Origin of the sequence: Comamonas sp. JUb58 (assembly GCF_004364775.1) — a bacterium.
In the GTDB taxonomy this organism is placed as follows: Bacteria; Pseudomonadota; Gammaproteobacteria; order Burkholderiales; family Burkholderiaceae_C; genus Comamonas.
Genome location: NZ_SOAL01000001.1, coordinates 123,398 through 149,508, shown reverse-complemented (window position 1 = coordinate 149,508; position 26,111 = coordinate 123,398). Strand labels below are relative to the sequence as shown.

At 63.1% G+C, this 26,111-nt stretch carries 19 protein-coding genes and 1 tRNA gene; 16 read left to right on the top strand and 4 right to left on the bottom strand.

Annotated elements, in window-relative coordinates; genetic code table 11:
- The first annotated feature begins 10 nt into the window (after window positions 1-10).
- The 6 genes from rplT (at window position 11) to EDF71_RS00635 (ending at window position 5,161) form a co-directional block, all read left to right on the top strand.
- Window positions 11-370 carry a 50S ribosomal protein L20 gene (rplT, locus tag EDF71_RS00660; RefSeq protein WP_021025157.1) on the top strand — a complete coding sequence of 120 codons (360 nt, stop codon included), beginning with the start codon at window positions 11-13 and terminating at the stop codon, window positions 368-370.
- A 142-nt stretch (window positions 371-512) separates the two neighbouring features.
- A complete protein-coding gene (gene pheS / locus EDF71_RS00655; protein ID WP_021025156.1) occupies window positions 513-1,568 on the top strand; it encodes a phenylalanine--tRNA ligase subunit alpha in 1,056 nt (351 codons plus the stop codon).
- A 150-nt stretch (window positions 1,569-1,718) separates the two neighbouring features.
- The gene (pheT, locus tag EDF71_RS00650) at window positions 1,719-4,172 is read left to right on the top strand and encodes a phenylalanine--tRNA ligase subunit beta (RefSeq protein ID WP_133854710.1); all 2,454 of its coding nucleotides are present in this window, start codon (window positions 1,719-1,721) and stop codon (window positions 4,170-4,172) included.
- Between the two features lie 22 nt (window positions 4,173-4,194).
- Window positions 4,195-4,521: an integration host factor subunit alpha gene (locus EDF71_RS00645; RefSeq protein WP_021025154.1), complete on the top strand. Its 327-nt coding sequence runs from the start codon at window positions 4,195-4,197 to the stop codon at window positions 4,519-4,521.
- Between the two features lie 113 nt (window positions 4,522-4,634).
- A complete protein-coding gene (locus tag EDF71_RS00640; protein ID WP_133854709.1) occupies window positions 4,635-5,066 on the top strand; it encodes a MerR family transcriptional regulator in 432 nt (143 codons plus the stop codon).
- Between the two features lie 18 nt (window positions 5,067-5,084).
- Window positions 5,085-5,161 (top strand) — tRNA-Pro (locus tag EDF71_RS00635).
- 308 nt (window positions 5,162-5,469) lie between these two features.
- Here the strand turns inward: EDF71_RS00635 and EDF71_RS00630 are convergent.
- A complete protein-coding gene (locus EDF71_RS00630; RefSeq protein ID WP_133854708.1) occupies window positions 5,470-5,904 on the bottom strand; it encodes a hypothetical protein in 435 nt (144 codons plus the stop codon).
- A gap of 22 nt (window positions 5,905-5,926) precedes the next feature.
- The gene (locus tag EDF71_RS00625; RefSeq protein ID WP_133854707.1) at window positions 5,927-6,814 is read right to left on the bottom strand and encodes a M35 family metallo-endopeptidase; all 888 of its coding nucleotides are present in this window, start codon (window positions 6,812-6,814) and stop codon (window positions 5,927-5,929) included.
- A 93-nt stretch (window positions 6,815-6,907) separates the two neighbouring features.
- Here EDF71_RS00625 and EDF71_RS00620 point away from each other — a divergent pair, with 93 nt between their 5' ends.
- On the top strand, window positions 6,908-9,298 hold the full coding sequence (locus EDF71_RS00620) for a DNA polymerase II (protein WP_133854706.1): 2,391 nt from the start codon (window positions 6,908-6,910) through the stop codon (window positions 9,296-9,298).
- 24 nt (window positions 9,299-9,322) lie between these two features.
- Here EDF71_RS00620 and EDF71_RS00615 read toward each other — a convergent pair whose 3' ends face one another.
- Both EDF71_RS00615 and aspT read right to left on the bottom strand, forming a co-directional pair.
- Window positions 9,323-10,933 (bottom strand): bifunctional aspartate transaminase/aspartate 4-decarboxylase, encoded by a 1,611-nt coding sequence (locus EDF71_RS00615; protein ID WP_133854705.1) that lies wholly within the window; start codon window positions 10,931-10,933, stop codon window positions 9,323-9,325.
- Window positions 10,934-11,036: 103 nt separating this feature from the next.
- Entirely contained in the window at window positions 11,037-12,722 is a 1,686-nt protein-coding gene (gene aspT / locus EDF71_RS00610; RefSeq protein ID WP_133854704.1) for an aspartate-alanine antiporter, read from the bottom strand.
- Between the two features lie 494 nt (window positions 12,723-13,216).
- On the opposite strand from aspT, the gene EDF71_RS00605 reads away from it, so the two are divergent.
- The 9 genes from EDF71_RS00605 (at window position 13,217) to EDF71_RS00565 (ending at window position 26,005) form a co-directional block, all read left to right on the top strand.
- A complete protein-coding gene (locus tag EDF71_RS00605; RefSeq protein WP_133854703.1) occupies window positions 13,217-13,744 on the top strand; it encodes a sigma-70 family RNA polymerase sigma factor in 528 nt (175 codons plus the stop codon).
- Entirely contained in the window at window positions 13,741-14,751 is a 1,011-nt protein-coding gene (locus EDF71_RS00600; protein WP_133854702.1) for a FecR domain-containing protein, read from the top strand. Before EDF71_RS00605 ends, EDF71_RS00600 begins: the two co-directional genes overlap by 4 nt.
- A gap of 113 nt (window positions 14,752-14,864) precedes the next feature.
- Window positions 14,865-17,423 (top strand): TonB-dependent receptor, encoded by a 2,559-nt coding sequence (locus EDF71_RS00595; protein WP_166656419.1) that lies wholly within the window; start codon window positions 14,865-14,867, stop codon window positions 17,421-17,423.
- A 152-nt stretch (window positions 17,424-17,575) separates the two neighbouring features.
- A complete protein-coding gene (locus tag EDF71_RS00590; protein ID WP_133854701.1) occupies window positions 17,576-18,082 on the top strand; it encodes a sigma-70 family RNA polymerase sigma factor in 507 nt (168 codons plus the stop codon).
- Window positions 18,083-18,084: 2 nt separating this feature from the next.
- Window positions 18,085-19,038, top strand: a complete 954-nt coding sequence (locus EDF71_RS00585) for a FecR domain-containing protein (protein WP_133854700.1) — start codon at window positions 18,085-18,087, stop codon at window positions 19,036-19,038.
- A gap of 88 nt (window positions 19,039-19,126) precedes the next feature.
- Complete coding sequence (locus EDF71_RS00580; RefSeq protein ID WP_166656418.1) at window positions 19,127-21,610, top strand: TonB-dependent siderophore receptor; 2,484 nt, start codon at window positions 19,127-19,129, stop codon at window positions 21,608-21,610.
- 141 nt (window positions 21,611-21,751) lie between these two features.
- Window positions 21,752-22,228 carry a sigma-70 family RNA polymerase sigma factor gene (locus EDF71_RS00575; protein WP_243854104.1) on the top strand — a complete coding sequence of 159 codons (477 nt, stop codon included), beginning with the start codon at window positions 21,752-21,754 and terminating at the stop codon, window positions 22,226-22,228.
- Window positions 22,225-23,247, top strand: coding sequence for a FecR domain-containing protein (locus EDF71_RS00570; protein WP_133854697.1), 1,023 nt, complete (start codon window positions 22,225-22,227; stop codon window positions 23,245-23,247). Before EDF71_RS00575 ends, EDF71_RS00570 begins: the two co-directional genes overlap by 4 nt.
- A gap of 109 nt (window positions 23,248-23,356) precedes the next feature.
- Complete coding sequence (locus tag EDF71_RS00565; RefSeq protein ID WP_166656417.1) at window positions 23,357-26,005, top strand: TonB-dependent receptor; 2,649 nt, start codon at window positions 23,357-23,359, stop codon at window positions 26,003-26,005.
- Window positions 26,006-26,111 lie beyond the last annotated feature (106 nt).

The window sequence follows — 26,111 nt, the reverse complement described above, 5'->3', positions numbered from 1 at the left end:
GAGAAAACACATGCCTCGCGTCAAACGTGGTGTAACGGCACGCGCCCGTCACAAAAAAGTTCTGGCCCTCGCTAAGGGTTTCCGTGGTCGCCGTGGTAACGTCTTCCGCGTTGCTAAGCAAGCGGTAATGAAGGCAGGCCAGTACGCCTACCGTGACCGTCGTACCAAGAAGCGCGTGTTCCGCCAACTGTGGATCGCCCGTATCAATGCCGCTTCCCGTGAACTGGGCCTGACCTACAGCCAGTTCGCCAACGGCCTGAAGAAGGCTGCCATTGAAATCGACCGCAAGATGCTGGCCGATATCGCCGTGCACGACAAGGCTGCTTTTGCAGCTATCGTCGACCAAGTCAAGGCCAAGCTGGCTGCCTAAGGTCACGATCGGTAGTTACTGTTGATTTAGTAGCTGCTGGTGCACACACAGCAAGGGCTAGGGCTTGAAAAGGCGCTAGCCCTTGTTTTTTTATCGCCAGGCTGCTTTTGGCGGCCCGGCACCTAAGTCGATAAGAGTCGATATGAACGAGTTGGATTCTCTGGTCGAAAGCGCGCAACAGTTGTTTGCGCAGGCCCATACCCCCGCTGATCTGGAAAACGCCAAGGCGCAGTTTCTGGGCAAGTCGGGCAAGATGACCGAGCTCATGAAGGGCATGGCGCAGCTTTCCGTCGAAGAGAAAAAATCGCGCGGTGCCGCCATCAACGTGGCCAAGCAGGCGATTGAGGCGGCCTTGACGGCACGCCGCAAGGCGCTGGCCGATGCCGAGCTGCAAGCCCACCTCAAGGCCGAAGTGCTGGATGTGAGCCTGCCCGGCCGCCGTCGCGGCAGCGGTGGTCTGCACCCCGTGTCCATCACGATGGAGCGCATCGAAGGCATCTTCGGCTCCATGGGCTTCGATGTGGCCGAAGGCCCCGAGATCGAATCCGACTGGTTCAACTTCACCGCACTCAACACGCCGGAAGACCATCCCGCGCGTTCCATGCACGACACCTTCTATGTGGAAGGCGGCACGCAGCACGCGCCCAACCTGCTGCGCACGCACACCAGCCCGATGCAGGTGCGCCATGCGGTCCAGCACGTCAAGCGCTACCGCAACCTGATCGACGCCGGCCAGACCATGCCCGAGATTCGCGTGATCGCGCCGGGCCGCACCTACCGCGTGGATTCGGACGCCACCCACTCGCCGATGTTCCACCAGTGCGAAGGCCTGTGGATCGGTGAGAACGTGAGCTTCAAGGACCTCAAGGTCGTGTTCACCGACTTCTGCAAGACCTTCTTCGAGCAGGATGACCTGGTGCTGCGCTTCCGCCCCAGCTTCTTCCCGTTCACCGAACCCTCGGCCGAGATCGACATCCAGTTCCAAAGCGGACCGCTGGCCGGCCGCTGGCTGGAAGTCTCGGGCGCCGGCCAGGTGCACCCCAACGTGGTGCGCAACATGGGCCTGGACCCCGAGAAATACATTGGCTTTGCCTTTGGCATGGGCCCTGACCGCCTGACCATGCTGCGTTATGGCGTCAATGACCTGCGCCTGTTCTTTGACGGCGACATCCGCTTCCTGTCGCAGTTCCAGTCCTGAAAACGGAGCGGGCGGTGCTGCAGGTCTGCAATGTGATCCCCAGCCACCCGGCAGCATGTGCTGCCACCCGCTCCCCTTTGAAAAGCAAGAACGCCCGGCCTGCCGATGCCCAAGATGGCGCAGCAGGCCTGAACGCCAAAGAGTCCGACTATGCAATTTCCTGAATCCTGGTTGCGCCAATACTGCAACCCGTCGCTGACCACCCAAGAGCTGGCCGATACCTTGACCATGGCGGGTCTCGAGGTCGAAGAGCTCGACCCCGTCGCACCTCCCTTCACCGGCATCGTTGTCGGTGAGATCAAAGAAGCCGTGCAACACCCTGATGCCGACCGCCTGCGTGTCTGCCAGGTCGATGTGGGCGGCCCGGAGCTGCTCAACATCGTCTGCGGCGCGCCCAATGCGCGCGTGGGCATCCGCATCCCTTGCGCCACCGTGGGCGCCGAGCTGCCTCCCGGCGCGGATGGCAAGCCCTTCAAGATCAAGATCGGCAAGCTGCGTGGCGTGCAAAGCTTTGGCATGCTGTGCTCGGCCAAGGAGCTGGGCATTGCCGACGACCACGGCGGTCTGCTGGAGCTGCCCGCCGATGCGCCACTGGGCCAGAACGTGCGCGAGTACCTGAACCTCGATGACACCTTGTTCACCCTCAAGCTCACGCCCAACCTGGCGCACTGCCTGTCGGTCTACGGCGTGGCTCGCGAGCTGTCGGCACTGACCGGCACGCCGCTCAAGGCCCTGTCCTTCCCGGCTGCGGCCGTGGCTTCGCAAGACAAGCTGCCCGTCAAGATCGAGGCGACCGACCTGTGCGGCCGTTTCTCCGGCCGCATCGTGCGCAACGTCAACACCCAGGTCAAGACCCCGCAGTGGATGCTGGACCGCCTGGCCCGCTGCGGCCAACGCGCTGTCAGCCCCCTGGTCGACATCTCCAACTATGTGATGTTCGAGCTGGGCCGTCCCAGCCACATCTTCGATCTGGACAAGATCAGCTGTGGCCTGAGCGTGCGCTGGGGCAAGCAGGGCGAAACGCTCAAGCTGCTCAACGGCAACACCATCACGATCGACGACTTCCTCAAGGTCGGCGTGATCGCGGACGAGCACGGCCTGGAGTCGCTGGCTGGCATCATGGGTGGCGATGCCACCGCCGTGTCCGACGACACCAAGAACATCTACATCGAAGCGGCCTTCTGGTTCCCCAAGGCGGTGGCCGGTCGCTCGCGCCATTTCAACTTCTCGACCGACGCGGGCCACCGCTTCGAGCGCGGTGTGGACCCCCAGTTCACCACCGAGCACATCGAGCGCATCACCCAGCTGGTGCTGGAGATCTGCGGCACGCCTGAGACCCAGGTGGCCGCCATGGACGACCAGCAGCCCAACATGCCAGCGCCCAAGACGGTGCAACTGCGCGTGGCACGTGCGGCCAAGGTCATCGGCATGCCCGTGACCCAGCAGCAATGTCTGGATGCGCTGAACGGCCTGGGCCTGCCCGCCACCGTGGCGCAAGAAGGCGTGATCAGCGTGACCGCGCCCACCTTCCGCTTCGACATCAACTTGGAAGAAGACCTGGTTGAAGAAATCGCGCGGATGATTGGCTATGAGAATCTGCCCACCAGCAAGCCGCTGGCGCCGATCTCGCCCAAACTGCGTGCCGAGAACTCCCGCAGCCCCTACGCCGTGCGCCATGCGCTGGCCGGCCTGGGCTACCAGGAAACCATCAACTTCAGCTTTGTTGAAGAAAAGTGGGAGCAGGAGCTGGCTGGCAACAACCAGGCCATCAAGCTGCTCAACCCCATCGCCAGCCACCTGAGCGTGATGCGCTCTTCGTTGCTGGGCTCGCTGCTGCAGGTGCTCAAGTTCAATGTGGACCGCAAGGCACAGCGCGTGCGCGTGTTCGAGCTGGGCCGCGTGTTCTTCAAGGACGACTCGGTCGTCGAGTCCGACACCACCGTCAAGGGCTTCCACCAGCCCATGCGCGTGGCCGGCCTGGCCTACGGCGCAGCTGACCAGCTGCAATGGGGCCGCGACGAGACCAAGGTTGATTTCTACGACGTCAAGGGCGATGTAGAGGCACTGCTCGCACCGCTCAAGCCGGTGTTTGAAGCGGCCGAGCACCCCGCGCTGCACCCCGGCCGTTGCGCCCGCGTGCTGCTGGACGGCAAGGCCATCGGCTTTGTCGGCGAGCTGCACCCCCAGTGGCGCCAGGAATGGGATCTGGCCCAGGCGCCGGTGATGTTCGAGCTTGCCCTTGATGCCGTGCTGGCACGCCAAGTGCCGGTGTTCGCACCGGTGGCCAAGCACCAGATGGTCGAGCGCGACATCGCCGTCGTTGTCAAGGAAGCCGTCACCCACGCCCAGATCATGCAGGCCATCACGGCTGCCAGCGCAGGTGCTATCCTGCGCAGTGCCGTGCTGTTTGACGTGTTCCGGCCCAAGAAGCTCAAGGCCGGCGAAGAAGCCGCTGCCGGCAGCCTGGCCCAGGACGAGAAGAGCCTGGCCGTGCGTCTGAGCCTGGGCCATGACGAACGCGCGCTGGAAGACACCGAGATCGAAGCGGCCGTGCAGGCCGTGGTGGAACAACTCACACAAAGCCTGGGTGCGCGTCTGCGCTGATCCCACACGCGAGGATTGCTATATGGAATTCACCGTTGAGAGCCTGGAACAACCTGCGCTGACCAAGGCGCAGCTGGCCGACATGCTGTTTGACAACATCGGCCTGAACAAGCGCGAAGCCAAGGACATGGTCGATGCCTTTTTCGACCTGATCTCGGAGAGCTTGATCAAGGGCGAAGATGTGAAGCTGTCGAGCTTTGGCAACTTCCAGGTGCGCATGAAGAAAGCCCGCCCCGGCCGCAATCCGCGCACCGGAGAAGAGGTGCCGATCGAGGCGCGCCGTGTGGTGACCTTCCATGCCAGCGGCAAGCTCAAGGATTCGGTGCAGGCACCGGCCGACATGGAATGACGCAGGCCCTGGGCGCGCGGCCGCCTGCAGTGCGTTGGCACTGAAGGTCAAACCGTCGCCCGCTTTCGCCTATATGCAACACGGCCGCTTTCGCGGCTGTTTACAATTTGTCCATGGAAAAACAGCTGCCCCCCATTCCTGCCAAGCGCTACTTCACCATCGGTGAGGTATCGGTGCTGTGCGACGTCAAGCCGCATGTGCTGCGCTACTGGGAGCAGGAGTTCACGCAGCTGCGCCCGGTCAAGCGCCGGGGCAACCGCCGCTATTACCAGCACCACGAGGTGCTGATGATCCGCCGCATCCGTGAGCTGCTCTATGAGCGCGGCTTCACGATCAGCGGTGCGCGCAACCAGCTCCAGTCGCTGCCGCGCGGCCAGGCCATGCTCGATGCGCTGGAAGACGACAGCATGTTCGCACTGCAGGAAGAGGGCGCCGATGCGCTGGCTGCCGGCATGCCCGAAAGCCTGGAACCGCTGAGCTGGCAGCAGGCCGCGATCGAGTTGCAAGAAATTCGTCGCATTCTTTCCGGAGACCCCGAAAACTAGGTATATAATTCAAGTCTTCGGAATGTAGCGCAGCCTGGTAGCGCACTTGCATGGGGTGCAAGGGGTCGCGAGTTCGAATCCCGCCATTCCGACCAAAAAGACAAGGACTTAGCTCGAAAGAGCTAAGTCCTTTTTCTTTTGTTGCGCGCAGGTTTTCAAGTGCGTTGCCAATGCTGTTTTCCTATCTTTCTGCACCCGCTAACGCGCAGGTCGCAGCTTCACTGGCCATCGCTTCGCGGTATCAGCATGCCAAGTATCCTTTTCACCTAGACTGGATCTGCAGCGGCAATCGGTGCGCAAAGGCATGGGGAGATGAATGAACGTTCCTCCTTTGGAGGTAACTCTTTCTATAACGATCGCCCACAGGAACAGCGCTGACGGTATGGGCTGTGTCATTGCAAGATCACCTGCTGTTTCCGCCGCAGCAATTTCCAGTCCTTTTGCACTCAGGCTGGATCGATATTTGAATCTCATTCAGATCATCATATTTTGATTTTTCCACTGAATAATTTCGGATGGATGTGCCATATTTGATTTCCGTTTTTTCTTCTAGTAAAGGTGTTAGAAGCGATGCTATATTTTTAACCCTTTGATTGGAAACCTGGTTGAAATCGCGGTCTTCTTTGGTTATGTTTGAGAAGACGATGGCGTATTTAATGCCCTCTTTTTCTCTCCAGTCGATGAGCCATTTTGCAATCTTTGTTGCTTCTTCCTTCCCAAGCTCTGAGGTGTCTGGGCTGAATTTAATATAGTACTGCAGATCGGGAATGACGCACGAATAAGCAAGAGGTGAAGAAATATAGATCAATGAAGCTAATGTTGCTTTAAGAAATCTCATGATTTTTCTGTGCTTGTAATAATTAAATATTAATTCCAAGAATATAGCCGGCTAGGCTGTCTGCATTCATTCGTGCCTTTGGATGCTTTGCATGAAACAATGCGTTTTTGTTACTATAAAAATCATCGGTTGAACTGGCAACATCATTGAAGTGGGTGACCTCATGAATTAAAGTCTGTAGCTGCGAGTCTTTCCCCGTAAAGATATTGGTACCGAAAGTTACTCCCCGCTTGGGAATAGTGAAGAATTTCATATTGATGAGGATTCGATGCCTCTCGGTATCAATAGGGCAAACGGAGGCAATGGCACCTTCTTCGAACATACCCTGTCCGGGTAAACAGCCTGAGAGCTGCCTATTCTCTCCTGTGTCATAGTCAAAGTTGTCAGGGGTTAGAGATTTCAAAACCCTCATTGTGGAGCCTAACCGTGGTAATAAATAGTCTCGAATTTCATCGTCTGAGCTGTTAAACCAAGTGAGCGTTCTTGCCTTTGCCTGCTCGTCCCACCGATGTAGTTCAGCTGTTCTAGTCTGTGTATATGCCACGGCTTCATCACGATAATCCATCATGAGTTTGCCAAATGCTTCACTCCTCATGTTGTGGCAAATATCAGCGTAATCATTGTCGATTTGCTCTACAAGATCTGTTGTTTTTGTCATTTTTCTCATGACTGAGGGAGTTTGGGAAAATGAGCTTGGGAAAATATCTCCAGTCCAGCCCGTGGTTGGCGCTTGAAAATTTCCGAGGCTCGCTGAGAACTCGGGGCCTGGTCCTGAGTTGTTGGAAACATTGACGCCGATGGGTCCTGGTACTCTGAATAATGTCATTAAATTAATCTTTCTATCAAAGTAAGAAATTTGATAGAGATGAACGATACATAAGAGTGGCGAAGAGCGCTCGGTGATTTGCACCCGTTTACATTTGATATCTCTCCGCGTGCACAATACCTAGCGGCCCTGATCGCAGGTTCTGCGGCGCTTTTTTCCTCTTTCTTCTGCCCTTCCGTGCCCACCACCCCCCACCAAGGATTCATCCTGACCCGCCATTGGCGGGACACGGCTGCGGGTACCGAGATTGAGTACTGGCTGGCGACCGATGCTGGTCCGCTGAAAGTGCTGCTGACGCGGCAAGCGTCGGTCGCGTTTGTCGAGGCGCGGCACCGGGTGGTGGTGCAGACGCAGTTGCTGGCCATGCCGGATATGGATCTGCGCGAACTGGCCCTCAAGAGTTTTCAGCAGGAGCCGGTCTTGGGCGTCTATGCCAAACACTACCGGCAGTTGGGCAAGCTCGCACGTGGGTTGAAGCAGCTGGATGTGTCGCTGCTCGAAGCCGATGTGCGGCCCCATGAGCGCTATTTGATGGAGCGGTTCATCACGGCGGGTGTGCAGATCGAAGGTGGTCTGTTGCAAGGCAGTACCGTGGTGGACTGCAAGCTGTTGCCTGCGCCCGCATACCGGCCGGCGCTCAAGCTGGTGTCGCTCGATATTGAGACCAGCCAGCACCAGGATCTGTATTCGATTGCGCTGGATGGTGTGGGCCAGCGGGTAGTGTTCATGCTGGGCGATGCTTCGGCGCCCGATGCGCAGGCTGAACCCAGCGAAGCAAGCAGCGATTTCGTGCTGATCTATTGCGCCAGCCGCCTGGCGATGATCGAGCAGCTCAACGACTGGTTTGCGCGCCATGACCCGGATGTGATCGTCGGCTGGAATGTGATCCAGTTCGACTTGCGGGTGCTGCAAAAGACGGCAGACGATTGCGCCACGCCGCTGCTGCTGGGGCGCGAGGGCCGGCCCATTGCCTGGCGGGCGCACCCGGGCAAGCAAGACTACTGGTTTGCGCCGATGCCGGGCCGTGCGGTCATCGATGGCATCGAGGCCTTGCGGGCGGCGGTCTGGAGCTTTCCATCGTTCAGCCTGGAGAACGTGGCCCAGGCCTTGCTGGGCGAGGGCAAGGACATTGGCGACGAGTACGACAAGATGGCCGAGATCGAGCGCCGCTACCAGGAGGACAAGCCCGCGCTGGCTACCTACAACATCCGCGATTGTGAGTTGGTGCTGCGCATTTTTGACAAGGCCCAGCTGCTGCAGTTTGCGATGGAACGCGCGCATGCCACCGGCCTGCAGCTGGACCAGTTTGGCGGCTCGATAGCCGCGTTCAGCCACCACTACCTGCCGCGCATGCACCGCCAGGGTTATGTGGCGCCCAATGTGGGCGATGTGCGGGGCAAGTCCTCACCCGGCGGCTATGTGCTGGATTCGCGGCCCGGCTTTTATGACTCGGTGGTGGTGCTCGATTACAAAAGCCTCTACCCCTCCATCATCCGCACCTACCTGGTCGATCCGGTGGGCCTGGCCGAAGGCCTGCATGCCGGTGATACCGCGTCGTTGATTCGCGGACCGATGGACACGCGCTTCTCGCGCGACAAGCACTGCCTGCCCGAGATCGTTACCACGCTCTGGCGCGCGCGTGACGAGGCCAAGCGCAGCAAGAACGAGCCGCTGTCACAAGCGCTCAAACTGGTGATGAACTCCTTCGCCGGGGTGCTGGGCGCGACGGAATGCCGCTTTTTCAACCCGGCGCTGATCTCGTCGATCACCCTGCGCGGCCATGAGATGGTCAAGCGCACCAAGGCGCTGGTGCAGCAGCGCGGCTACGAGGTCATCTACGGGGATACGGATTCGATCTTCATCTGGCTGGGCCGTGCCCACAGCAACCAAGAGGCGCATGCGGTGGCCACCTCGCTGGTCAATGACATCAATGCCTGGTGGACGCAAGGCCTGCGCCAGGAACAGAACCTGGAGAGCTTTCTCGAGATCGAGTTCGACACGCACTACAAGAAGTTCTTCATGCCCACCATCCGGGGCTCGGACGTGGGCAGCAAGAAGCGCTATGCGGGCCTGAGCGTGGATGCCGATGGCAAGGAGGCCATGGTCTACCGGGGCCTGGAGATGGCGCGCAGTGACTGGACGCTGCTGGCGCGCCAGTTCCAGGAAGGGCTGCTCTCGCGTGTGTTCCAGGGGCTGCCGTACCGCGACTTTGTCATCGACTATGCGCAGGCCACCCTGGCGGGCCAAAACGATGATTTGCTGGTCTACCGCAAACGCCTGCGCCACCGGCTGGATGCCTATGTGGCCAACCTGCCGCCGCAAGTGCGTGCCGCGCGCATGGCCGATGACTACAACCTGCGCCTGGGCCGCCCGTTGCAGTACCAAGGCGGCGGCTGGATCCGCTATGTGATGGGCAAGAACGGACCCGAGCCCCTGGAGGTGCGCCAGTCGCCTATCGACTATGAGCACTACCTGAGCAAGCAGCTGCAGCCGATTGCTGATTCGATCCTGCAGCCGCTGGGGGAGGACTTCAACAGCTTGACCTCAAGGCAGCAGGAGCTGTTCTAGCGGCCTGCTGCACCTGCCCAACGCTTAACCGGCGCCGCCCTTGCCGCCGGCCTGGGCCTGGAACTGCGCATGCAGCTCGTCCACCATCTTGCGCAAGGCGCGGCCAATGGCGGCGTACTCGTACTCATTCAGGTTGGCGAGCGATGCCCGGCCCGATGGCCTGTCCGAGCCAAAGCCCCGGCCCGGCAGCAGCACAATGCCGGTCTCATCGGCAATGCGGAACAGCATGTCCCCGGTCGAAGACTGCTTGACCGCCCAGTCGGAAAATTCCTGGCCATAGAGCCGGCAGGTCACGCTCTGCAGGTCGATCAAGGTGTAGTAGTTGACGGAGTTGGGGTTGTGCAGCGGCGGCATGCCCAGCTCGCGGTACAAGGTGGCCTCGCGGCGGCGGATCAGCTGCTTGAGCGCCTGCTTGTAGGCATCGGCTTCATCGATCAGCGCAAACAACGAGAACAGCACCATCTGCACCTGCTGCGGGGTGGACAGGCCGGCGGTGTGGTTCAGCGCCACCACGCGGCTGTCGGCCACCAGGCGGTCGATGAACTTGAGCGATCGCACATCGGGCAGCAGCGAGCGGTAGCGGTGGTCCAGCTCCACCTTGGCGCTCTCGGGCAGTTGGGCCAGCGCCTTGTCAAAGACGTTCTCCTTGTGCGCGGCAATCACGCCCAGGCGCCAGCCGGTGGCGCCAAAGTACTTGGAGAAGGAGTAGACCAGCAAGGTGTTCTGCGGGCAGACCGAGAACAGCGACTGGAAGTCATCGGCAAAGGTGCCGTAGACATCGTCGGTCAGCACCATCAGATCGGGGCGGTGGTCGGCAATGATGGCCTTGATGCGCTCCAGGCTGCGCTGGTCCATCTTGACCGACGGCGGATTGCTGGGGTTGACGCAGAAGAAGATCTTGACGGCCGGGTCGCGCAGCTTGTCCAGCTCGGCATCGGAGTACTGCCAGCCATTGTCCGGATCGGCATGGATGGGCACCTCTTCCAGCGCGTACTGCGCCAGCTCCGGGATCTCGATATAGGGCGTGAACACCGGCATGCCGATGGCGACCTTGTCGCCAGCCTTGAGCAGGCCGCTGATGCGCAGGCTCTCGAAGATATAGGCCATCGCGGCCGTGCCGCCTTCCACCGCAAACAGGTCGACCGACTCCACCGGCACGGCGCCGCCGGCCATCTCGCGCACGATGTACTGGCGCACGATCTTCTCGCTCACGGTCAGCATGCGCGGTGGCACCGGGTAGTTGCAGCCCAGGATGCCATCTACCATCTCATGCAGGAAGGCGGCAGGGTCCAGGCCCAGCTGGTCGCGCACATAGCTCAGGGCCTTGGCCAGAAAGCGCACGCCTTCCTGGTCGCGGTGCTCGGCGGTGTAGCGCTCAAAGCGGTTTTCAATGCCCTCGATATTGGCCAGGCCGCCGACGCCGGCCGTCATGTACGAGTACGACAGCTCGGACTCGGCCGCAGCAAACAGCCCCAGGCGGAAGAAGGCGCGGCGCGGCGTGGTCGCCAGAAAGTTCGGGTTGCCGCGCCCGGCGTTGAGCATCAGCCGATTGGCCTTGCCCGATGCCACCTTGATCAATTCATCCTTGAGCTCAAACGGGCTCAAATGGGCCAGACGCTGGTAGTCCTGAGACATGGTGCAACTCCTTGCAGTCGTTGATAAACAGGTAAACCGGAAGAGGGGAGGCGGCGTAGCGCCGCCGGTAGGTCATGGAGATAGGCGAGAACCGCCGCGCCGCTCAGGCAAAGGCGATGACCAGCGGCCCGAGCAGGGTCAGAAACACATTGGCCAGCGCATAGGTGATCGCAAACGGCACCGTGGGGATGGCGTTGCCCGCCTTGTCCAGCACCTCGCCAAAGGCCGGGTTGGCGCTGCGCGCGCCCGACAGTGCCCCGGCAAAGATGGCCACGTTCTCATAGCGCAGCACATACTTGCCAAACAGCATCGCAATCAGCAGCGGCACGATGGTCACCACCATGCCCATCAGGAACAGGCTCAGGCCTTGCTCCATCACCGTGCTCACCGCCTGCTGGCCCGATTGCAGGCCGACCATGGCCACAAAGCCGGCCAGGCCCAGGTCGCGCAGCAAGGTAGAAGCGGCGGTGGGCATATTGCCCAAGGTGTGCTTGCGGCTGCGCCACCAGCCAAACAGCAGGCCCGCCAGCAGGGCGCCGCCGCCGCTGCCCAGGGTGATGGGGATGGAGCCGATGCGCAGCACCAGCAGACCGATCAGCAGCCCGACGGTGATGCCCAGGCCGTGGAAGACAAAGTCGGTCTTGTCGCTGGGGATGAGGATGGGGCCCACCGACTGCGCGGCATTCTGCACATCCTGGGGCGTGCCAAACAGGGTCACCACATCGCCGGGCACGATCAAGGTCTTAGGCGTGATCGGCAAGGGCGAGCCCGAGCGCGTCAGTGCCACCGCATAGACGCCGTGCTTGAACTCGGGCGTCAGGCAGTCGAGGATGTCTTTGACGCTGCGGTTGAGGTACTGGCTGTTGGTGATGGACACATCACGGCGCACCATCACCACGTCCATGTCTTCGGCGCTTTGCAGCTCATCGCCAATGCTGGCGCCCAGCGCCACCACAGCAGCACGCCGGCCCACCAGCAGCACAATGTCGCCGGCCTCCAGCACCAGCTGCGGGTCCACACCCACCAGCGCATTCTTGCGGCGGATGCGCTCGATGGTGGCCGGGCCTTGCTGGGCACTGGCCTCCAGCTCGGCAACCGTGCCGCCCGACTGTTTGACCTTGAAAATGCGGCCCACCAGATCAGGCGCCGCAGGCGATTCGCCGGCGCCATAGACATGCACACCCTTGAGCATTTCCTGCTCGGCCTGGATGGCATCGTCATGGATCTTGCGGCCAGTCAGCCACTGCAGCACATTCACGCACAGCAAGATGGCGCCGAATGAGCCAAAGATATAGGTCACCGCATAGCCGATGGCCACATTGGCCTGCATGCGCTGCACCTCGTCGGCGGCCAGGCCCAGCTTCTCGATGGCCGAGCCCGCCGTGCCGATGATGGCCGACTGCGTCATGCCACCGGCGGCCAGCCCCGCTGCCAAGCCCTTGTCCAGGTGGAAGACCCGCGCCAGCACCACCACGGTGACCAGGCCCGAGATGGCCACCACCGCCGCCATCAGGATCTCCTTGATCGACTGCCGGCCCAGGGAGCGGAAGAACTGGGGACCGCTCTCAAAACCGACGGCATAGATGAACAGCGCAAACAGCACGGCCTTGATGCCCGAATCGATCTGAACCCCCACCTGGCTGATCAGCACCGCCGCCAACAGCGAGCCTGCCACACCCCCCAACTGGAACGAGCCAAACCGCAGCTTGCCGATGCCATAGCCAAGCGCCAAGGCCGCAAACAGCGCAATCTCCGGCGCCTGGTGCAAGATACCTCTGAGCCAATCCATACGAGCCTTTCCAAGCAAAAGAAGGCTGCGCTACCGGCCAAGTCCAACGTCGCCCGGTGTACAGCTTGTTAGGAATTGTTTGCAATGGGGTGCTGCCACGTTAACCGAGCGCGCAAAAATCTGCATGTAGGACAAGACTGGCAAAGCCGAATAAAGCGCTGCGCTTGCGGCAGATCAGAAATTGAATTTTTTCAAGGATGTAGGGCCCGCAGTCTGCGGTATGGCGCGTGCCATGGATGGTCTTCTCTGCGCCATGCGGTTAGTAAGTGAACACCCTCATCGCGGTGTCGTGGACCGAAAAGCCCTGTTGCCGAGAAGCCGTCAGTTCTGATCTCCGCTGCGCAGAAATGTTGTAGCGCTGATGCGTTCTCGCCACAACTCCCTGGGTGTTTATTGATGCAGCCGATGGGCCCAAACAAGATCTGGTTAAAATTAAATAAGAATGATTCTTGTTTGAATGCGGCACCCCTGGGCCTGCACAGAACCGGCCCTCCATGTCTTCCTCCATCCCCACGCCACACGGCGACCTTGCCCGGCTTTATGTTGACCACCATGGCTGGTTGCAGGGCTGGCTGCGCCGCAAACTGGGCCATGCCGGGGATGCGGCAGACCTGGCGCAAGACACCTTTGTGCGCCTGCTCGATGCACCCGAGCACAGCCCCGAGAAACAAGCTGGCTGGCAGCTGCGCGAGCCGCGTGCCTACCTGACCCTGGTCGCCAAACGCCTGGTGGCCAACCTGCACCGCCGCCGCTCGCTGGAGCAGGCCTACCTGGAAGCGCTGGCGCTGATGCCCGAGCTGCTCGCGCCATCGCCCGAGCACCAGGCCATCATTCTGGAAACCCTGCAGCAGCTCGATGCCGTGCTGGATGGCCTGCCCGCGCCGGTGCGTGCGGCCTTCCTGCTGGCGCAGCTAGAGGGCATGGCCTATGCCGACATCGCCAGCCGCCTGCAATGCAGCGAACGCACGGTCAAACGCTATATGGCCCAGGCGATGGCACGCTGCATCGTGCTGATGCCATGAGCGCCTTGCATCCCGCCCCGGGCCAGGCAGCAGCGCCCGCAGCTAGCACCACCCCCATCAGCGAGCAGGCCGCACTGCAGGCGGCCGAATGGTTTTTTCTGCTGCAGGCAGGCGACGCCAGTGCGCAGGATCGGGCACGCTGGCAGCAATGGCTGGCGGCTGACCCTGTGCATGCCGCGGCCTGGCACAAGGCCGAGCGCCTGGCCGGCCAGATGGCGCAGCTACCGCCATCACTGGCGATGGCCGCGCTGGACCGCCCCGCCGCCCAGCGCCGGCAAGCGATTCGCGGCCTGGCTGCCTTGCTGGTGGCCGCCCCCGTGGGTTGGATGGCCTGGCGCCACAGCGAGCAAGCGGGCTGGCTGGCCGATTACCGCACCGCCACCGGCGAGCAGCGTGCCCTGGTGCTAGCCGATGGCAGCCAGCTCCAGCTCGATACCGCCACCGCCATCGATGTGCGCTACGACAGCGCGTTGCGCCTGATCCGCGTGCAGCAGGGCGCCATCCATGTACAGACCGCTGCCGACCCGGTGGTACCTGCGCGCCCGCTGGTGGTGGCCACGCCCCAGGGGCGGCTGCGTGCGCTGGGCACCCGGTTTACCGTGCGGGTGCAAGGGGATGCGACGGCCGTGGCGGTGCTTGAAGGGGCAGTGGAGATGCAGCCCACGCAAACGGGCAGCAGCCCCGTGGTGCTGCAAGCCGGCCAGCAGGCGCAGCTGCATGCTGATAGCGCCTCCGCCATCGAAGCCCTGGCGCCGCAAGCGGACAGCTGGACCCGGGGGGTACTGCATGTGCGCAATATGCGGTTGGCCGACTTTGCCGCCGAGCTGGGCCGCTACCGCAGCGGCCTGCTGCGTTGCGATCCGGCAGTGGCCGAACTGCGGCTGTCGGGCAGTTTTCAGCTGCGCGATACCACGCCGGTGCTGGACAGCCTGCCCGATCTGCTGCCGGTGCATGTCGTCTACCGCAGCCGCTATTGGGTGACCCTGGTACCGGCTGGCGCTTCCTAACCAGCGGCCTGATTTTTCTTTTTCAAAATTTTTTGCTCCCAGCTGTCCCTTTTCCGGATTTGGCGTGTGAAGCCTTGAGAGACCTTCATTGACACTATCCGGAGTACGCCGACATGGGTTCCGCTTTCACCTGTTCCAACCAATCCGCCGCGCCAGCCTTGCTGCGCCGGCCCCTCAGCGCAGCCGTGCGCAGCGCGCTGCTGGCCATGGCCTGCAGTGCCAGCCTGGGCCATGCCCAGCAGCAGCCATCTACCCCCGCCAGCCCAGCCAGCAGCCAGGCCGCTGACCTGCGCAGCTACCAGATTGCGGCGGGGCCGCTGGACGAGGCCCTGGCCCGCTTTGCCGAGCAAGCCGGTATCAGCATCAGCATGCCGCCGCAGCTGCTGGCGGGCAAGCAGTCGCCCGGCCTGCAAGGGCGCCATGCGGTGGATGCGGGCCTGGCCCGCCTCTTGGCCGGTACGGGCCTGGAGCCGGTAGCGGCGCGCGCTGTCGGTGTCTATACCCTGCGGGCTGCACCAGCCCCCGCCGCCACAGCCCGGCCCGCCGAAGGCGCGGACAAGGCGCAGACCCTGCCTGAAGTCAAGGTCGCCGCGCCGCTCGACCGCAGTGGCGCCACCGAAGGCACGGGCAGCTACACCACGCAGCAGATGCGCACGGCCACGCCGCTGGCCCTGTCGCCGCGCGAGACGCCGCAGTCCGTGTCCGTCATCACCAGCCAGCAGATCGAGGACCGGGGCCTGGTCTCGCTGGCCGACATTGCACAGGCGGCGCCGGGTCTGACGGTGGTCAAGTGGGGCGGCGAGCGCTACCGCTTTTCGTCACGCGGCTTTGAGATCAACAACCTGCTGGTCGATGGCCTGCCGATCGAGTACGAGGAGGCGGCGCTGTCCACCGGCGCGCTGTCCATGTATGACCGGGCCGAGATCATGCGCGGCGCCGCCGGCTTGACCGAGGGCGCAGGCACGCCGGGCGGCTCGATCAACCTGGTGCGCAAGCGCCCGGGCCGCAGCTTTGAGGGCAATGTCACCGCCAGCGCTGGCAGCTGGAACAACTACACGGCCTCGGTCGATGTGGGCGGCCCCTTGAACGAGGCAGGCACCTTGCGCGGCCGCACCGTGGTCAGCCGCCAGGACAAAGGCTCCTTCATCGACGACACCAAGAACAAGCGCAGCCTGGTCTATGGGATTGTCGAAGCCGACCTGACAGCCTCCACCACCTTGACCGTGGGCGGCTCCTTCAGCGATGAAGACAACCCCGGTGTGGACTGGAACGGCCTGGGCACCAACCCCGACGGCAGCTTTTTGCCGCTGTCGCGCTCCACCCGCATGAGCCCGAGCTGGTCCTTCTGGGACAAGCGCAGCAAGACCGTGTTTGCCGATCTGGAGCACCGCCTGGACAACGGCTGGAAGGCGCGCCTGGCCGCGTCGGCCATCAACAGCGAGATGCACATGCTGGGCACCTACCTGCGCTCGCCGGTGCTGGACAGCCAGGGCCAGGCCCAGTTCGGTCTGGGTGGTGGTGGCTATGACTACGACCGCACCCAGCGCAGCATCGATGCCCAGCTGTCGGGCCAGTTCAACGCCTGGGGCCGCGCGCATGACCTGGTGGTGGGCGCCAGCCACCGCCGCAGCCGCTGGAACGATGTGGGCGGCGGCGCCACCATCAATGGCAACTTCACTCTGGGCACCTTCAACCCCCTCAGCTGGGACCCGGGCAGCATTCCCAAGCCGACGATTGGCGAGTTTGGCCTGTGGGGGCGCAAGGCCGAGATGGACCAGACCAGCCTGTACGGCATGAGCCGCCTGGCGCTGGGCGATGCCACCAAGCTGATCCTGGGCACACGCCTGGACTGGTTCGAACGCGACCAGGTGCAGTTTGATGGCGATACCCCCTACGGTGCCACGCACGACAAGGCAACGCGCAAGTTCACGCCCTATGCAGGCCTGGTCTACACGCTCAATGACCAGTACTCGGTCTATGCCAGCGGCACACGCATCTTCAACCCGCAAAGCTACGAAAGCGCCGATGGCGGCAGCCTGCCGCCGCAGACCGGGACCAACTTTGAGCTGGGCATCAAGGGCGAATACCTGGACGGCAAGCTCAATGCCAGCGCCGCCATCTTCCAGATCGATCTGGACAACCTGCCCGATGCCTTGCCCGCATCGGCCTGTGGTGGCCGTGCCACCAGCTGCTACCAATCGGCAGGCAAGGTGCGCAGCCGTGGCGTGGAGCTGGAGCTGAGCGGCGAGCTGCAACCCGGCTGGCAGCTGGCCGCCAGCTACACCTATGCCTCGGCCAAGCGGCGCAGCCCGGCATCGGCCTATGACCCGGCTGGCACCTTTACCTTGGGCGAGCGCTATGCCTCCAACATCCCGCGTACCCTCGTCAAGCTGGCCACCAACTACCGCCTGCCGGGCGATTGGCAGCGCTGGAGCGTGGGCGGATCGCTGGAAGTGCAAAGTCGGACCGACAGCCCCTGGGGCGTACACCAGGGCGGCTTCGCTGTCGCCGGCCTGCGCCTGGGCTACAAGGTCAACCGCCAGCTGGATCTGAACCTGAACATCAACAACCTGTTCGACCGCTACTACTACAGCTCCATCGGCGCAGACAACGGCCCCAACTTCTTTGGCGACCCGCGCAATGTGATGCTGACGGCGCGGTATCGGTTTTAAGCAAAGACTGAAGAGGGCGGGAGCCAGGCAAAGCCGCCACAAGACGGCGGCCTGGGCTTTCTTGGCGCGGCTACAGTCCATTGAATAAGAATTATTCTTGATTGTGTGCCGCGCTTTGCGCAGCGGGCACGCGCCATGCCAAAGCCTTTTCCATGCCCGCTGCCGACCCTCTCCAAACACTGCAGGTTGCCACCCTTTACAGCGACCACCACCACTGGCTGCAAACTTGGTTGCGCCGCAAGGTCGGCAATGCCTTTGATGCTGCAGATCTGGCGCAGGACACCTTTATGCGAATCCTGCAAGCGCGGGAGGTGCAGCGGCTCGAATCCCCGCGTGCTTATGTCACCACTGTCGCCAAGGGCGTATTGGTCAACTGGTGCCGTCGCCAGGCCTTGGAGCGTGCCTACCTCGAAGCACTGGCGCAGCTTCCCGAGCCGCTGGCCCCGTCGCCCGAGGAGCGGGCCTTGGTGCTGGAGGCCTTGCATGAGATCGATGCCATGCTCGATACCTTGCCTCCTGTGGTGCGCCGCACATTCTTGCTCTCCCAGCTGGATGGCCTGGCTTATGCCGACATTGCCGAGCAACTGGGCGTCTCGCTCAGCAGTGTCAAGCGCTACATGGCCCAGGCTTTCCGCCAATGCCTGGCCTTGATGGACTGAGCATGCAAGCCCATATTCTGGATGAGGCTGCAGACTGGCTGGTGCGCCTGCATGATGGCGGATTGAGCGCTGCTGAGCATGCCGACCTGGAGCGCTGGAAACAGACGAGCGCCGCCCATGCAGCAGCCTGGATGCGGGCCCAGTTGCTGATGGACAAACTGGGCGGCTTGCCTGCGGAGGTCGCCATGCCTGCACTCGGTCGCCGTGACCGGCTGGCGGCTCCCAAGCGCCGAGCAGCAGTGCTGCGTATGGCTGCTTTGCTGACTGTGGTGCCAGCGGGTTGGCTGGGCTGGCGTGTTTTGGCAGAGCAGGCGGGCGAGCTGCGTGCCGAGGGCAGTCAGCAGCGCCGCGTGCTGTTGGCCGACGGCAGCCGCCTGCTGCTGGATGCTGGTGCCCGAGTGTGGGTGGCGTTCGATGACCAGCAGCGCTTGCTGAGCCTCAAACAAGGTGCCATCTTTTTGGAAACGGCACCGGACCCTAGCGGACGCAACCGGCCGCTGCTGGTGGCTACCGCACAGGGGCGATTGCGGGCATTGGGCACACGCTTCAGCGTGCGTGATATCGATAGTGGTCGCTCTGTGCATCTGGCGGTAAGCCAAGGCGCGGTGGAGGTGAGTCCGCGCAGTGCGTCTGCGCCCGTGCAGGTGGTAGCTGCTGGCAGCGCGATCCTGTTGGATGCGCGCGGTGCCGGCCCCGTGGTGCCCGCTAGGCCCCAGGCATGGGTGCAGGGCATGCTGGTGGCTGACGCGATGCCGCTGGCCGAGGTTTGCGCCGAGCTTGGGCGTTACCGGCAAGGCCTGCTGCAATGCAGCGCTGAAGTGGCGCAGATCTTGGTCTCTGGTGCCTATCCGCTGGCTGATACCGACAGTGCCTTGGCCATGCTGGCCCAGACCTATGGCGTGGCCATCCACCGCCGTTTGGGTGGCTATTGGGTAACGGTGACCCGCGATTCTTGAAAATAAATGCGTTAGTGCTGAGACTTTTTGGCGCCTTGTTTGGCAAGTGCAGTGAACCCTTCACTTTTTGCCAACAAGGATGCTGTCTATGTCTGCTTGCCCCCTGTCTCTCCCTCCCTTCTCTGCACGACTGAGGCCCGTCTCGCATGCCGTTCGACTGGCCCTGCTAAGTGGCTTGTTGTTGGCCGGCAGTGTGCAGGCAGCCCAGGAGGCGACAGCCTCTGGCGCAGCTCTGGAGCCCACCCAGCGCTATGAGCTTGCCGCTGGCCCGCTGGGCCGCACCGTGTCCGAGGTAGCGGCTGCGGCTGGCATTGCGCTGTCCTTCGATCCGGCGCTGACGCAGGGCCAGCACAGTCCCGCCCTGTCTGGCAGCTTCACACCGCAGATGGCGCTGCAAAGGCTGCTGGCTGGCAGTGGTCTGGTCATGGTGCAGACCTCGGCCGGTCGCTATACCTTGCAGCAGCGCCCTGTGCCAGCGGCTGCGACGGTTGAGGGCGAGACCACGTTGTCGGAAGTGCGGGTCCAGGCGCAGGCGGTGCGCGATGCCGCCACCGAAGGTTCAGGCTCCTATGCGGCGCAGGGCATCACCCTGGGTAAGACGGTACAGGGCCTGCGCGAAACAGCGCAGTCCATCTCGGTCGTCACCCGCCAGCGCATGGAGGATCAGAACCTGACCACGGTGGAGGATGCACTGCGTTCGGTTACCGGTATCTCTGCCGTCTCTCAAGGCGAAGGCACGGCCGTTTTCTACAGCCGTGGCTACACGATGAACGCGCAGTACGACGGTGTGCCCGCAGGCCGCCAGATCATCAATGGCTACAAGCAGCTCGATACAGCCGTCTATGACCGTATTGAGGTGTTGCGCGGACCCGCGGGCCTGTTGCAGGGCTCGGGGGAGCCAGGCGGCACGGTCAATCTGGTTCGCAAGGGTCCGCTGGACCAATTGCAGGCATCCGTCATGCTGTCTGCCGGATCCTGGAACAACCACCGCTCCGAGCTCGACATCACCGGTCCGCTCAACGAAGTGGGCAGCTTGCGCGGACGCATGGTGCTGGCCGCTGAGGACCGCGATTTCCACTACCGCTCGGCCCACAACCGCCAGCAGCTCGCCTATGGCACGCTGGACTGGGACCTGACCCCCAGCACCATGCTGTCGCTCACTGCCACCCACCAGAAGAGCAAGTTGACAGGGCGCTCAGCGGGCCTGCCTACTTATGCCGATGGCAGCTTTCTGGATGTGTCGCGGTCGGCGTCGGTCGGCGCAGACTGGCAGCGCTGGGAATACCCCATCACCGAGCTTGCAGCCGAGCTGACGCATAAGCTGGGCGACGACTGGCGCGCCAAGGTTTCGCTGCGTAAGCGGCGTACCAATTTCGACTCTGCCTACCTGGAGAGCACTGCTCCACTGGACCCGGTGAGCCAGACCACGGACTTCAGCGGCCGCAAGACCAATTGGCCGGTGGAAAACCAGGACATCGACATGAACATCAGCGGCCCCTTTGAACTGCTGGGCCGACAACACCGCCTGACCTTGGGATTCAACCGCAGCAAGGTCGACATCCAGGGCGGCTATGCCTGGTCATACTTCAGCGGCATGGATCTGTTCAACCCTAGCATTGCCGCTTCAGACCTGGCAGAAGGCAAGCCCACATTTGCGGAACGCGAGACCCAGTCCGGCGTCTACGGCTCGCTGCAACTCAAGCTTGCTGACCCGCTGACTCTGGTCGTTGGGGGACGGATGTCCCGCTTCCTGATCGATTCGCAAAGCATAGGCGACACCAGCTGGAGCGACTACAGCAAGGCGCACAACGAGTTCACGCCCTATGGCGGGTTGATCTGGGATATCAATGACCAGGTCAGTGCCTATATGAGCTACGCCGATATCTTTGTGCCGCAAGGTGACAAGGACGTGAACGGCCAGCGCCTGCAGCCGCGCGTAGGTTGGCAGACAGAGGCGGGTATCAAGGCCGAATTGATGGACCGCAAGCTACAGGCCTCGCTGGCCGTCTTCCGCATGCGCGACAAGAACCGCTCAGTCACCGATCCGGATGGTTCGCATGTCTGCGATACATGGAATGGCGCCTGCTACGTCGCCGCTGGACTGGTGCAGAGCCAAGGTATCGAGGGCGAGATCAACGGCAAGCTGGCCTCGAACTGGAACCTCTCTGCCGGCTACACCTACAACACCACCAAATACCTGAAGGATGGCAACGCTTCCAACGTGGGCCAGCCCTTGCTGACCTACATCCCCAAGCATATCTTCCGGCTCTCGACACAATATGCTTTTGCGCCGCAGGATTTTGGCGGTCTGCTGCAGGGCTGGAGCGTGGGCGGTGGTATCAGCGCACAGAGCCGTATGTACACGCAAAGCAGCGGGGTGGACATTCGCCAGGGCGGTTTTGCCACGGCCAATCTGCGTGTGGGCTACCGCTTCAACCGCCACCTGTCGGCCGCGCTGTCGCTGAACAATCTGTTCGATCGCCGCTACGTCGAAACCCTGGGCACCACCGCCAGCCGCAACTATTTCGGTACACCCCGGAACGTATCGCTGGTGCTGCGCGCCAGCTATTGACGCAGGCGCCCGCACGGCTTTGGGATCTGGGTACAATTTATTAAGAATGATTCTTGTTTGAGGAGGGGCCCGGCTTCACCTTTGTCCCTTTTCTCCCTGTCCATGCCGCCCCCAGCCTCTTGCCAGCACCCCGAAGTTGCCATGCTCTATGCCGACCACCATGGCTGGCTGCGGGCTTGGCTGCGGCGCCGTCTGGGCGATACGCACCAGGCCAGCGATCTGGCGCATGACACCTTTGTGCGCCTGATGCTGGGCGGCCAGGCCGCCGCGCTGCTGGAGCCGCGTGCCTACCTCACCACCTTGGCGCAGCGCGTGCTGTATGAGTTCTGGCGCCGGCGTGAGCTGGAGCAGGCCTGGCTGGATGCGCTGGCTGCCCAGCCGCAGGCGCTGGCCTTGTCGGCCGAGGACTATGCCCTGGTACGCGAGGCGGTGGAGACCTTGGACCGCGCGTTGCAGGGCCTGCCGGCCAAGGTGCGGCAGGCCTTTTTGCTGCGCCAGCTCGATGGTCTCAAGCACAGCGAGATCGCCCAGAGCATGGGTGTCTCCGTGGCATCGGTGGAGCGCTATGTGAGGCAGGCCTTTGTTCACCTCTACATGCTGGACGAGCCCCGCACGTGAAGGCACGCAGCATCGACAGCGCCACCGACCAGGCGATTGACTGGCTGGTCAAGCTCGGCTCCGGCCAGACCAGTGCCAGCGACCACCAGGCCTTTGAGGCCTGGCTGCAGGCCGATGCCGCGCACCCGCCAGCCTGGGATGCCTTGCAATCCCGCCTGGGTGCCGGGGCCGTTGGCGCGGGCAGCACGGGCGGTGTTGCTGGCGCGCTGGCGCAGATGCGGGATGCCGGGCCGGCCGCGCAGCTAGGGCGCCAGGCCTTGCTGGCACCTGTGCCCAGCGCATCGCGCCGGCGCGTGCTGCGTGGCAGCCTGGCCGTCGTGTTGGGCAGCGCCACCGCCGCTGTGCTGGCCTACCGGCAAAGCCCCTGGCAGGCGCTGGTGGCCGATCTCAGCACCCGCACCGCCGAGCGTTTGGCCCAGCGCCTGCCCGATGGCAGCGAGCTGCTGCTCGATGCGCGCTCGGCGCTGGATATCCGCTACAGCGCCAGCCTGCGCTTGCTGCATTTGCGTGCCGGTGCCGTGTTGGCCAAGGTCGCACCCTTGGGCGCTGACCGGCCCTTTGTGGTGCAAAGCGCGCAGGGCAGGGTACAGGCCCTGGGCACCCACTTCATGGTGCGGCAGCTCGACGCGCTGGGCCAGACCCTGGTGCAGGTGCTGGAGCACAGTGTGCGCATCACCACGCGCAGTGGGCTGGAACAAGTGCTGCAGGCCGGTGAGGCGGCACGCTTTGGCGATGACCACATTGCACTGGAGGCGCCAGGCCTGGCCGCCGACGCCTGGGCCCAGGGCGTGATCGATGTGCGCAACCAGCCCTTGGCGCTGGTGGTGGATGCGCTGCGCCCCTATATGCCGGGTGTGCTGCGCATCAGCCCCGAGGCGGCGCAGCTGCCGATCTTTGGCGTGTTCTCGCTCGATGACCCGCAGCGGGTGTTGCAGGACCTGGTCGATACCCAGCCGGTCACCGTGCGGCACTGGGGCAGCTGGCTCACCCTGATCGGCTTGCGCGACAACGCGGATTGAGCGGCGGGCACTCTTCGCAGAAAAAATATTTTGCGCAAGCTGAGGGATTTTGCGGTCCTCGTTGCACAAGAGGGATGAAGACATGTTTATCCCTTATCGACCGCTATCCATGACATCCTCGCCATCCCCTTCTTGCCGTCCCCTGGTTCGCTCCCTCCGCCGGCCCCGTTTGCCGCTGCATCCGCTGGCCGCCACCTTGGGCGCACTGCTGCTGGGCGGCAGCCTGCTGCCCTCCACCAGCTGGGCGCAGCCCGCCAGCACAACTGCTGCGGCGCCTGGCGCTGCCCAGCCTTCTGCGGCCGCCAGGGCCTGGTCGCTGCCGGCTGCACCGCTGGCCGATACCCTGGCCCGCATTGCGCGCGAAGGCGGCCGCTCGATCAGCGCCGACCCGCGCCTGCTGGCCGGTCGCCAGGCCCCCGCCATCAACGCCCAGCTGACGGTGGAAGACGCTGCCCAGCAGGCGCTGCAGGGCAGCGGCCTGCGCCTGGCGCTAACGCCCAGCGGCACGCTGACGGTATTGGCCGCATCCAAGGCCGAGGCCGACAGCGATGCTGATACGCCAGAAGCAGCGCCTGCCGCTGCGCCCGGCGACTACACCTTGCGCGAGGTGCGGGTGCAGGCCAGGCGGCTGGGCGAGACCGAGGGCACGGGCTCCTACACCAGCGATGCCATCACCATCGGCAAGACGGCGCAGGCGATGCGGGAGATGCCGCAGTCGGTTACGGTGCTGACCAAGCAGCGGCTGGAGGACCAGAACCTGGTGGACCTGGGCGCGGCTGCGGCACAGGTGGTGGGCATCACCGTGCAAGACCAGAACACCCGCTTGCCCGATATGTATGCGCGGGGCTTCAAGATCGAGAGCATCCAGCTCGATGGCGGCGCGCCGATGTTCACTGGCCATTACGCCAACGTGGCTTATGACATGGCCGAGTACGACCGCATCGAAGTGCTGCGCGGGGCCGCCGGCCTGCTCAACGGCACCGGCAACCCCGGTGGCGCCGTCAACCTGGTGCGCAAGATGCCGACCGCCACGCCGCAGTACAGCATCAGCGCATTGGCCGGGCGTTGGAACAACTACCGCACAGAGCTGGACGCATCGGGCCCGCTGGCCTTTGATGGCAAGCTGCGCGGCCGCGCCGTCATCGCCTACGAGAACCGCGATTACTTTGTCGATCGCCGGTCGCTGGAGCGGCCATTCCTCTACGGCGTGCTGGAAGCCGACCTGGGACCGGCCGCCACCTTGGCGCTTGGCGCACGCGACCAGCACATCCATGAAAACGGCACCACTTCCTGGCTGCCCCGTTACAGCAATGGCGCCGATCTGCACTTGCCGCGCAATACCGGGTTCACCACCGACTGGTCGTACTTGAATGGCACCTCCAAGGAACTGTTTGCCAAGCTCACCTGGCGGCTGGCCGACCGCTGGACCTTGCGTGCCAATGCGACCCAGGCGCGTCAGCAGGGCAGCGCATGGGGTGCTTTCGGCTTTGGAGCCGTCGATCCGCTGACCGGGCTGGGCCACTACTGGGGTGGTACGCCGCAGTGGTACCAGAACGAGCAGAACCTGATCGATGTGAACCTGAGCGGTGCATTCGATCTGCTGGGCCGTACGCACGAGGTGCTGCTGGGCGTGGATGCCCAGGACATCACCAGCCGCTGGAAGGGCAGCACCTATGCCACCAATGTGGTGGGCCAGCCCGTCGATGTGTTCAACCTCGACACCAGCCTGTGGCAGGAGCCTACGGCCAACGGATGGACACGTGACTACAACCCCAACAAGCAGCGCCAGATCGGTGCCTACGGCACCTTGCGGCTGGAGATTGCCGACCGCACCAAGCTGGTCGTGGGTGCGCGAGTCAACCGCTTCAAATATGACCAGCAGTACTGGAACCGGGTCAACAGCAGCGGCGCGCTCGACCCCACAGCGCCCTGGACCCTGGCCGCCGCTACGCGCTACGACGAGCCCACCAAGGTCACGCCGTTTGCCGGCCTGGTCTATGACCTGAACCCTTCGTGGACCGCCTATGCCAGCTATGCGGAAATCTACCGGCCCCAGGCCAACCTGAAGGCCGGACCTGCCCCGGGCACGGGGCTGGCACCGGTGCGCGGCTCCAATGTGGAGTTGGGGGTGAAGGGGGAGATCCTGGACGGCAAGCTGAACACAGCCTTTGCGCTGTACCGCATCCAACAAGAGGGCGGTGGCATTGCCGATCCCAACTACCCGGCCGAGTCGATTCTCTACGCCGGCAGTTGCTGCTACCTGGCAACGGGCAAGGTGATCAGCCAGGGCTTTGACGCCGAGATCAATGGCCAGGTGGCGCCCGGTGTGAATCTCTATGCCGGCTACACCTACAACCACAACCGCGACAAAACCACCAATGCCGCCTTGAGCTCGATCACGCCCAAGCACACCCTCAAGCTCTGGGGTACCTGGCAGTTGCCGGGCGAGGCCAGCGCCTGGCGCTTGGGGGCCGGTACAACCGTGCAAAGCGCCCAGTATGTATCGGGCACGGTCAGCAGCATCAACCCTTCCACCGGCCAGTACAACGGGGCCTCGGTACCGTTCCGCTATACGCAGGGTGGTTATGCGGTCTGGAATGCCTCGGTGGCCTACAGCTTTGATCCGCGCTGGTCGCTGACGCTCAACGTCAACAACCTGCTGGACAAGTGGTACTACCGCACGGTGGGCAGTGCGGCTTCGGGCAACTACTATGGCGAGCCGCGCAACTGGATGCTGACCCTGCGCGGCAAGTTCTAAGCGTCGCCGACACGCGCTTGGGTACGCTGCCGCCCGGTCTTGCCGTGCTGCGGTGCAGCCTGCAACAGGGCGCCTGAGGGCAAGCGCAAAGCTTTGGGTTGCTGGG

Bases quoted from the DNA above. Each gene is read 5' to 3' on its own strand.
- EDF71_RS00580 (WP_166656418.1), top strand. From the start codon at position 19,127: ATGTCTGCTTGCCCCCTGTCTCTCCCTCCCTTCTCTGCACGACTGAGG.
- EDF71_RS00575 (WP_243854104.1), top strand. From the start codon at position 21,752: ATGCTCTATGCCGACCACCATGGCTGGCTGCGGGCTTGGCTGCGGCGC.
- EDF71_RS00630 (WP_133854708.1), bottom strand. From the start codon at position 5,904: ATGAGATTTCTTAAAGCAACATTAGCTTCATTGATCTATATTTCTTCA.
- EDF71_RS00645 (WP_021025154.1), top strand. From the start codon at position 4,195: ATGGAATTCACCGTTGAGAGCCTGGAACAACCTGCGCTGACCAAGGCG.
- EDF71_RS00590 (WP_133854701.1), top strand. From the start codon at position 17,576: ATGCCCGCTGCCGACCCTCTCCAAACACTGCAGGTTGCCACCCTTTAC.
- pheS (WP_021025156.1), top strand. From the start codon at position 513: ATGAACGAGTTGGATTCTCTGGTCGAAAGCGCGCAACAGTTGTTTGCG.
- EDF71_RS00595 (WP_166656419.1), top strand. From the start codon at position 14,865: ATGGGTTCCGCTTTCACCTGTTCCAACCAATCCGCCGCGCCAGCCTTG.
- EDF71_RS00585 (WP_133854700.1), top strand. From the start codon at position 18,085: ATGCAAGCCCATATTCTGGATGAGGCTGCAGACTGGCTGGTGCGCCTG.
- EDF71_RS00615 (WP_133854705.1), bottom strand. From the start codon at position 10,933: ATGTCTCAGGACTACCAGCGTCTGGCCCATTTGAGCCCGTTTGAGCTC.
- EDF71_RS00600 (WP_133854702.1), top strand. From the start codon at position 13,741: ATGAGCGCCTTGCATCCCGCCCCGGGCCAGGCAGCAGCGCCCGCAGCT.
- rplT (WP_021025157.1), top strand. From the start codon at position 11: ATGCCTCGCGTCAAACGTGGTGTAACGGCACGCGCCCGTCACAAAAAA.
- EDF71_RS00640 (WP_133854709.1), top strand. From the start codon at position 4,635: ATGGAAAAACAGCTGCCCCCCATTCCTGCCAAGCGCTACTTCACCATC.
- pheT (WP_133854710.1), top strand. From the start codon at position 1,719: ATGCAATTTCCTGAATCCTGGTTGCGCCAATACTGCAACCCGTCGCTG.
- EDF71_RS00565 (WP_166656417.1), top strand. From the start codon at position 23,357: ATGACATCCTCGCCATCCCCTTCTTGCCGTCCCCTGGTTCGCTCCCTC.
- EDF71_RS00605 (WP_133854703.1), top strand. From the start codon at position 13,217: ATGTCTTCCTCCATCCCCACGCCACACGGCGACCTTGCCCGGCTTTAT.
- aspT (WP_133854704.1), bottom strand. From the start codon at position 12,722: ATGGATTGGCTCAGAGGTATCTTGCACCAGGCGCCGGAGATTGCGCTG.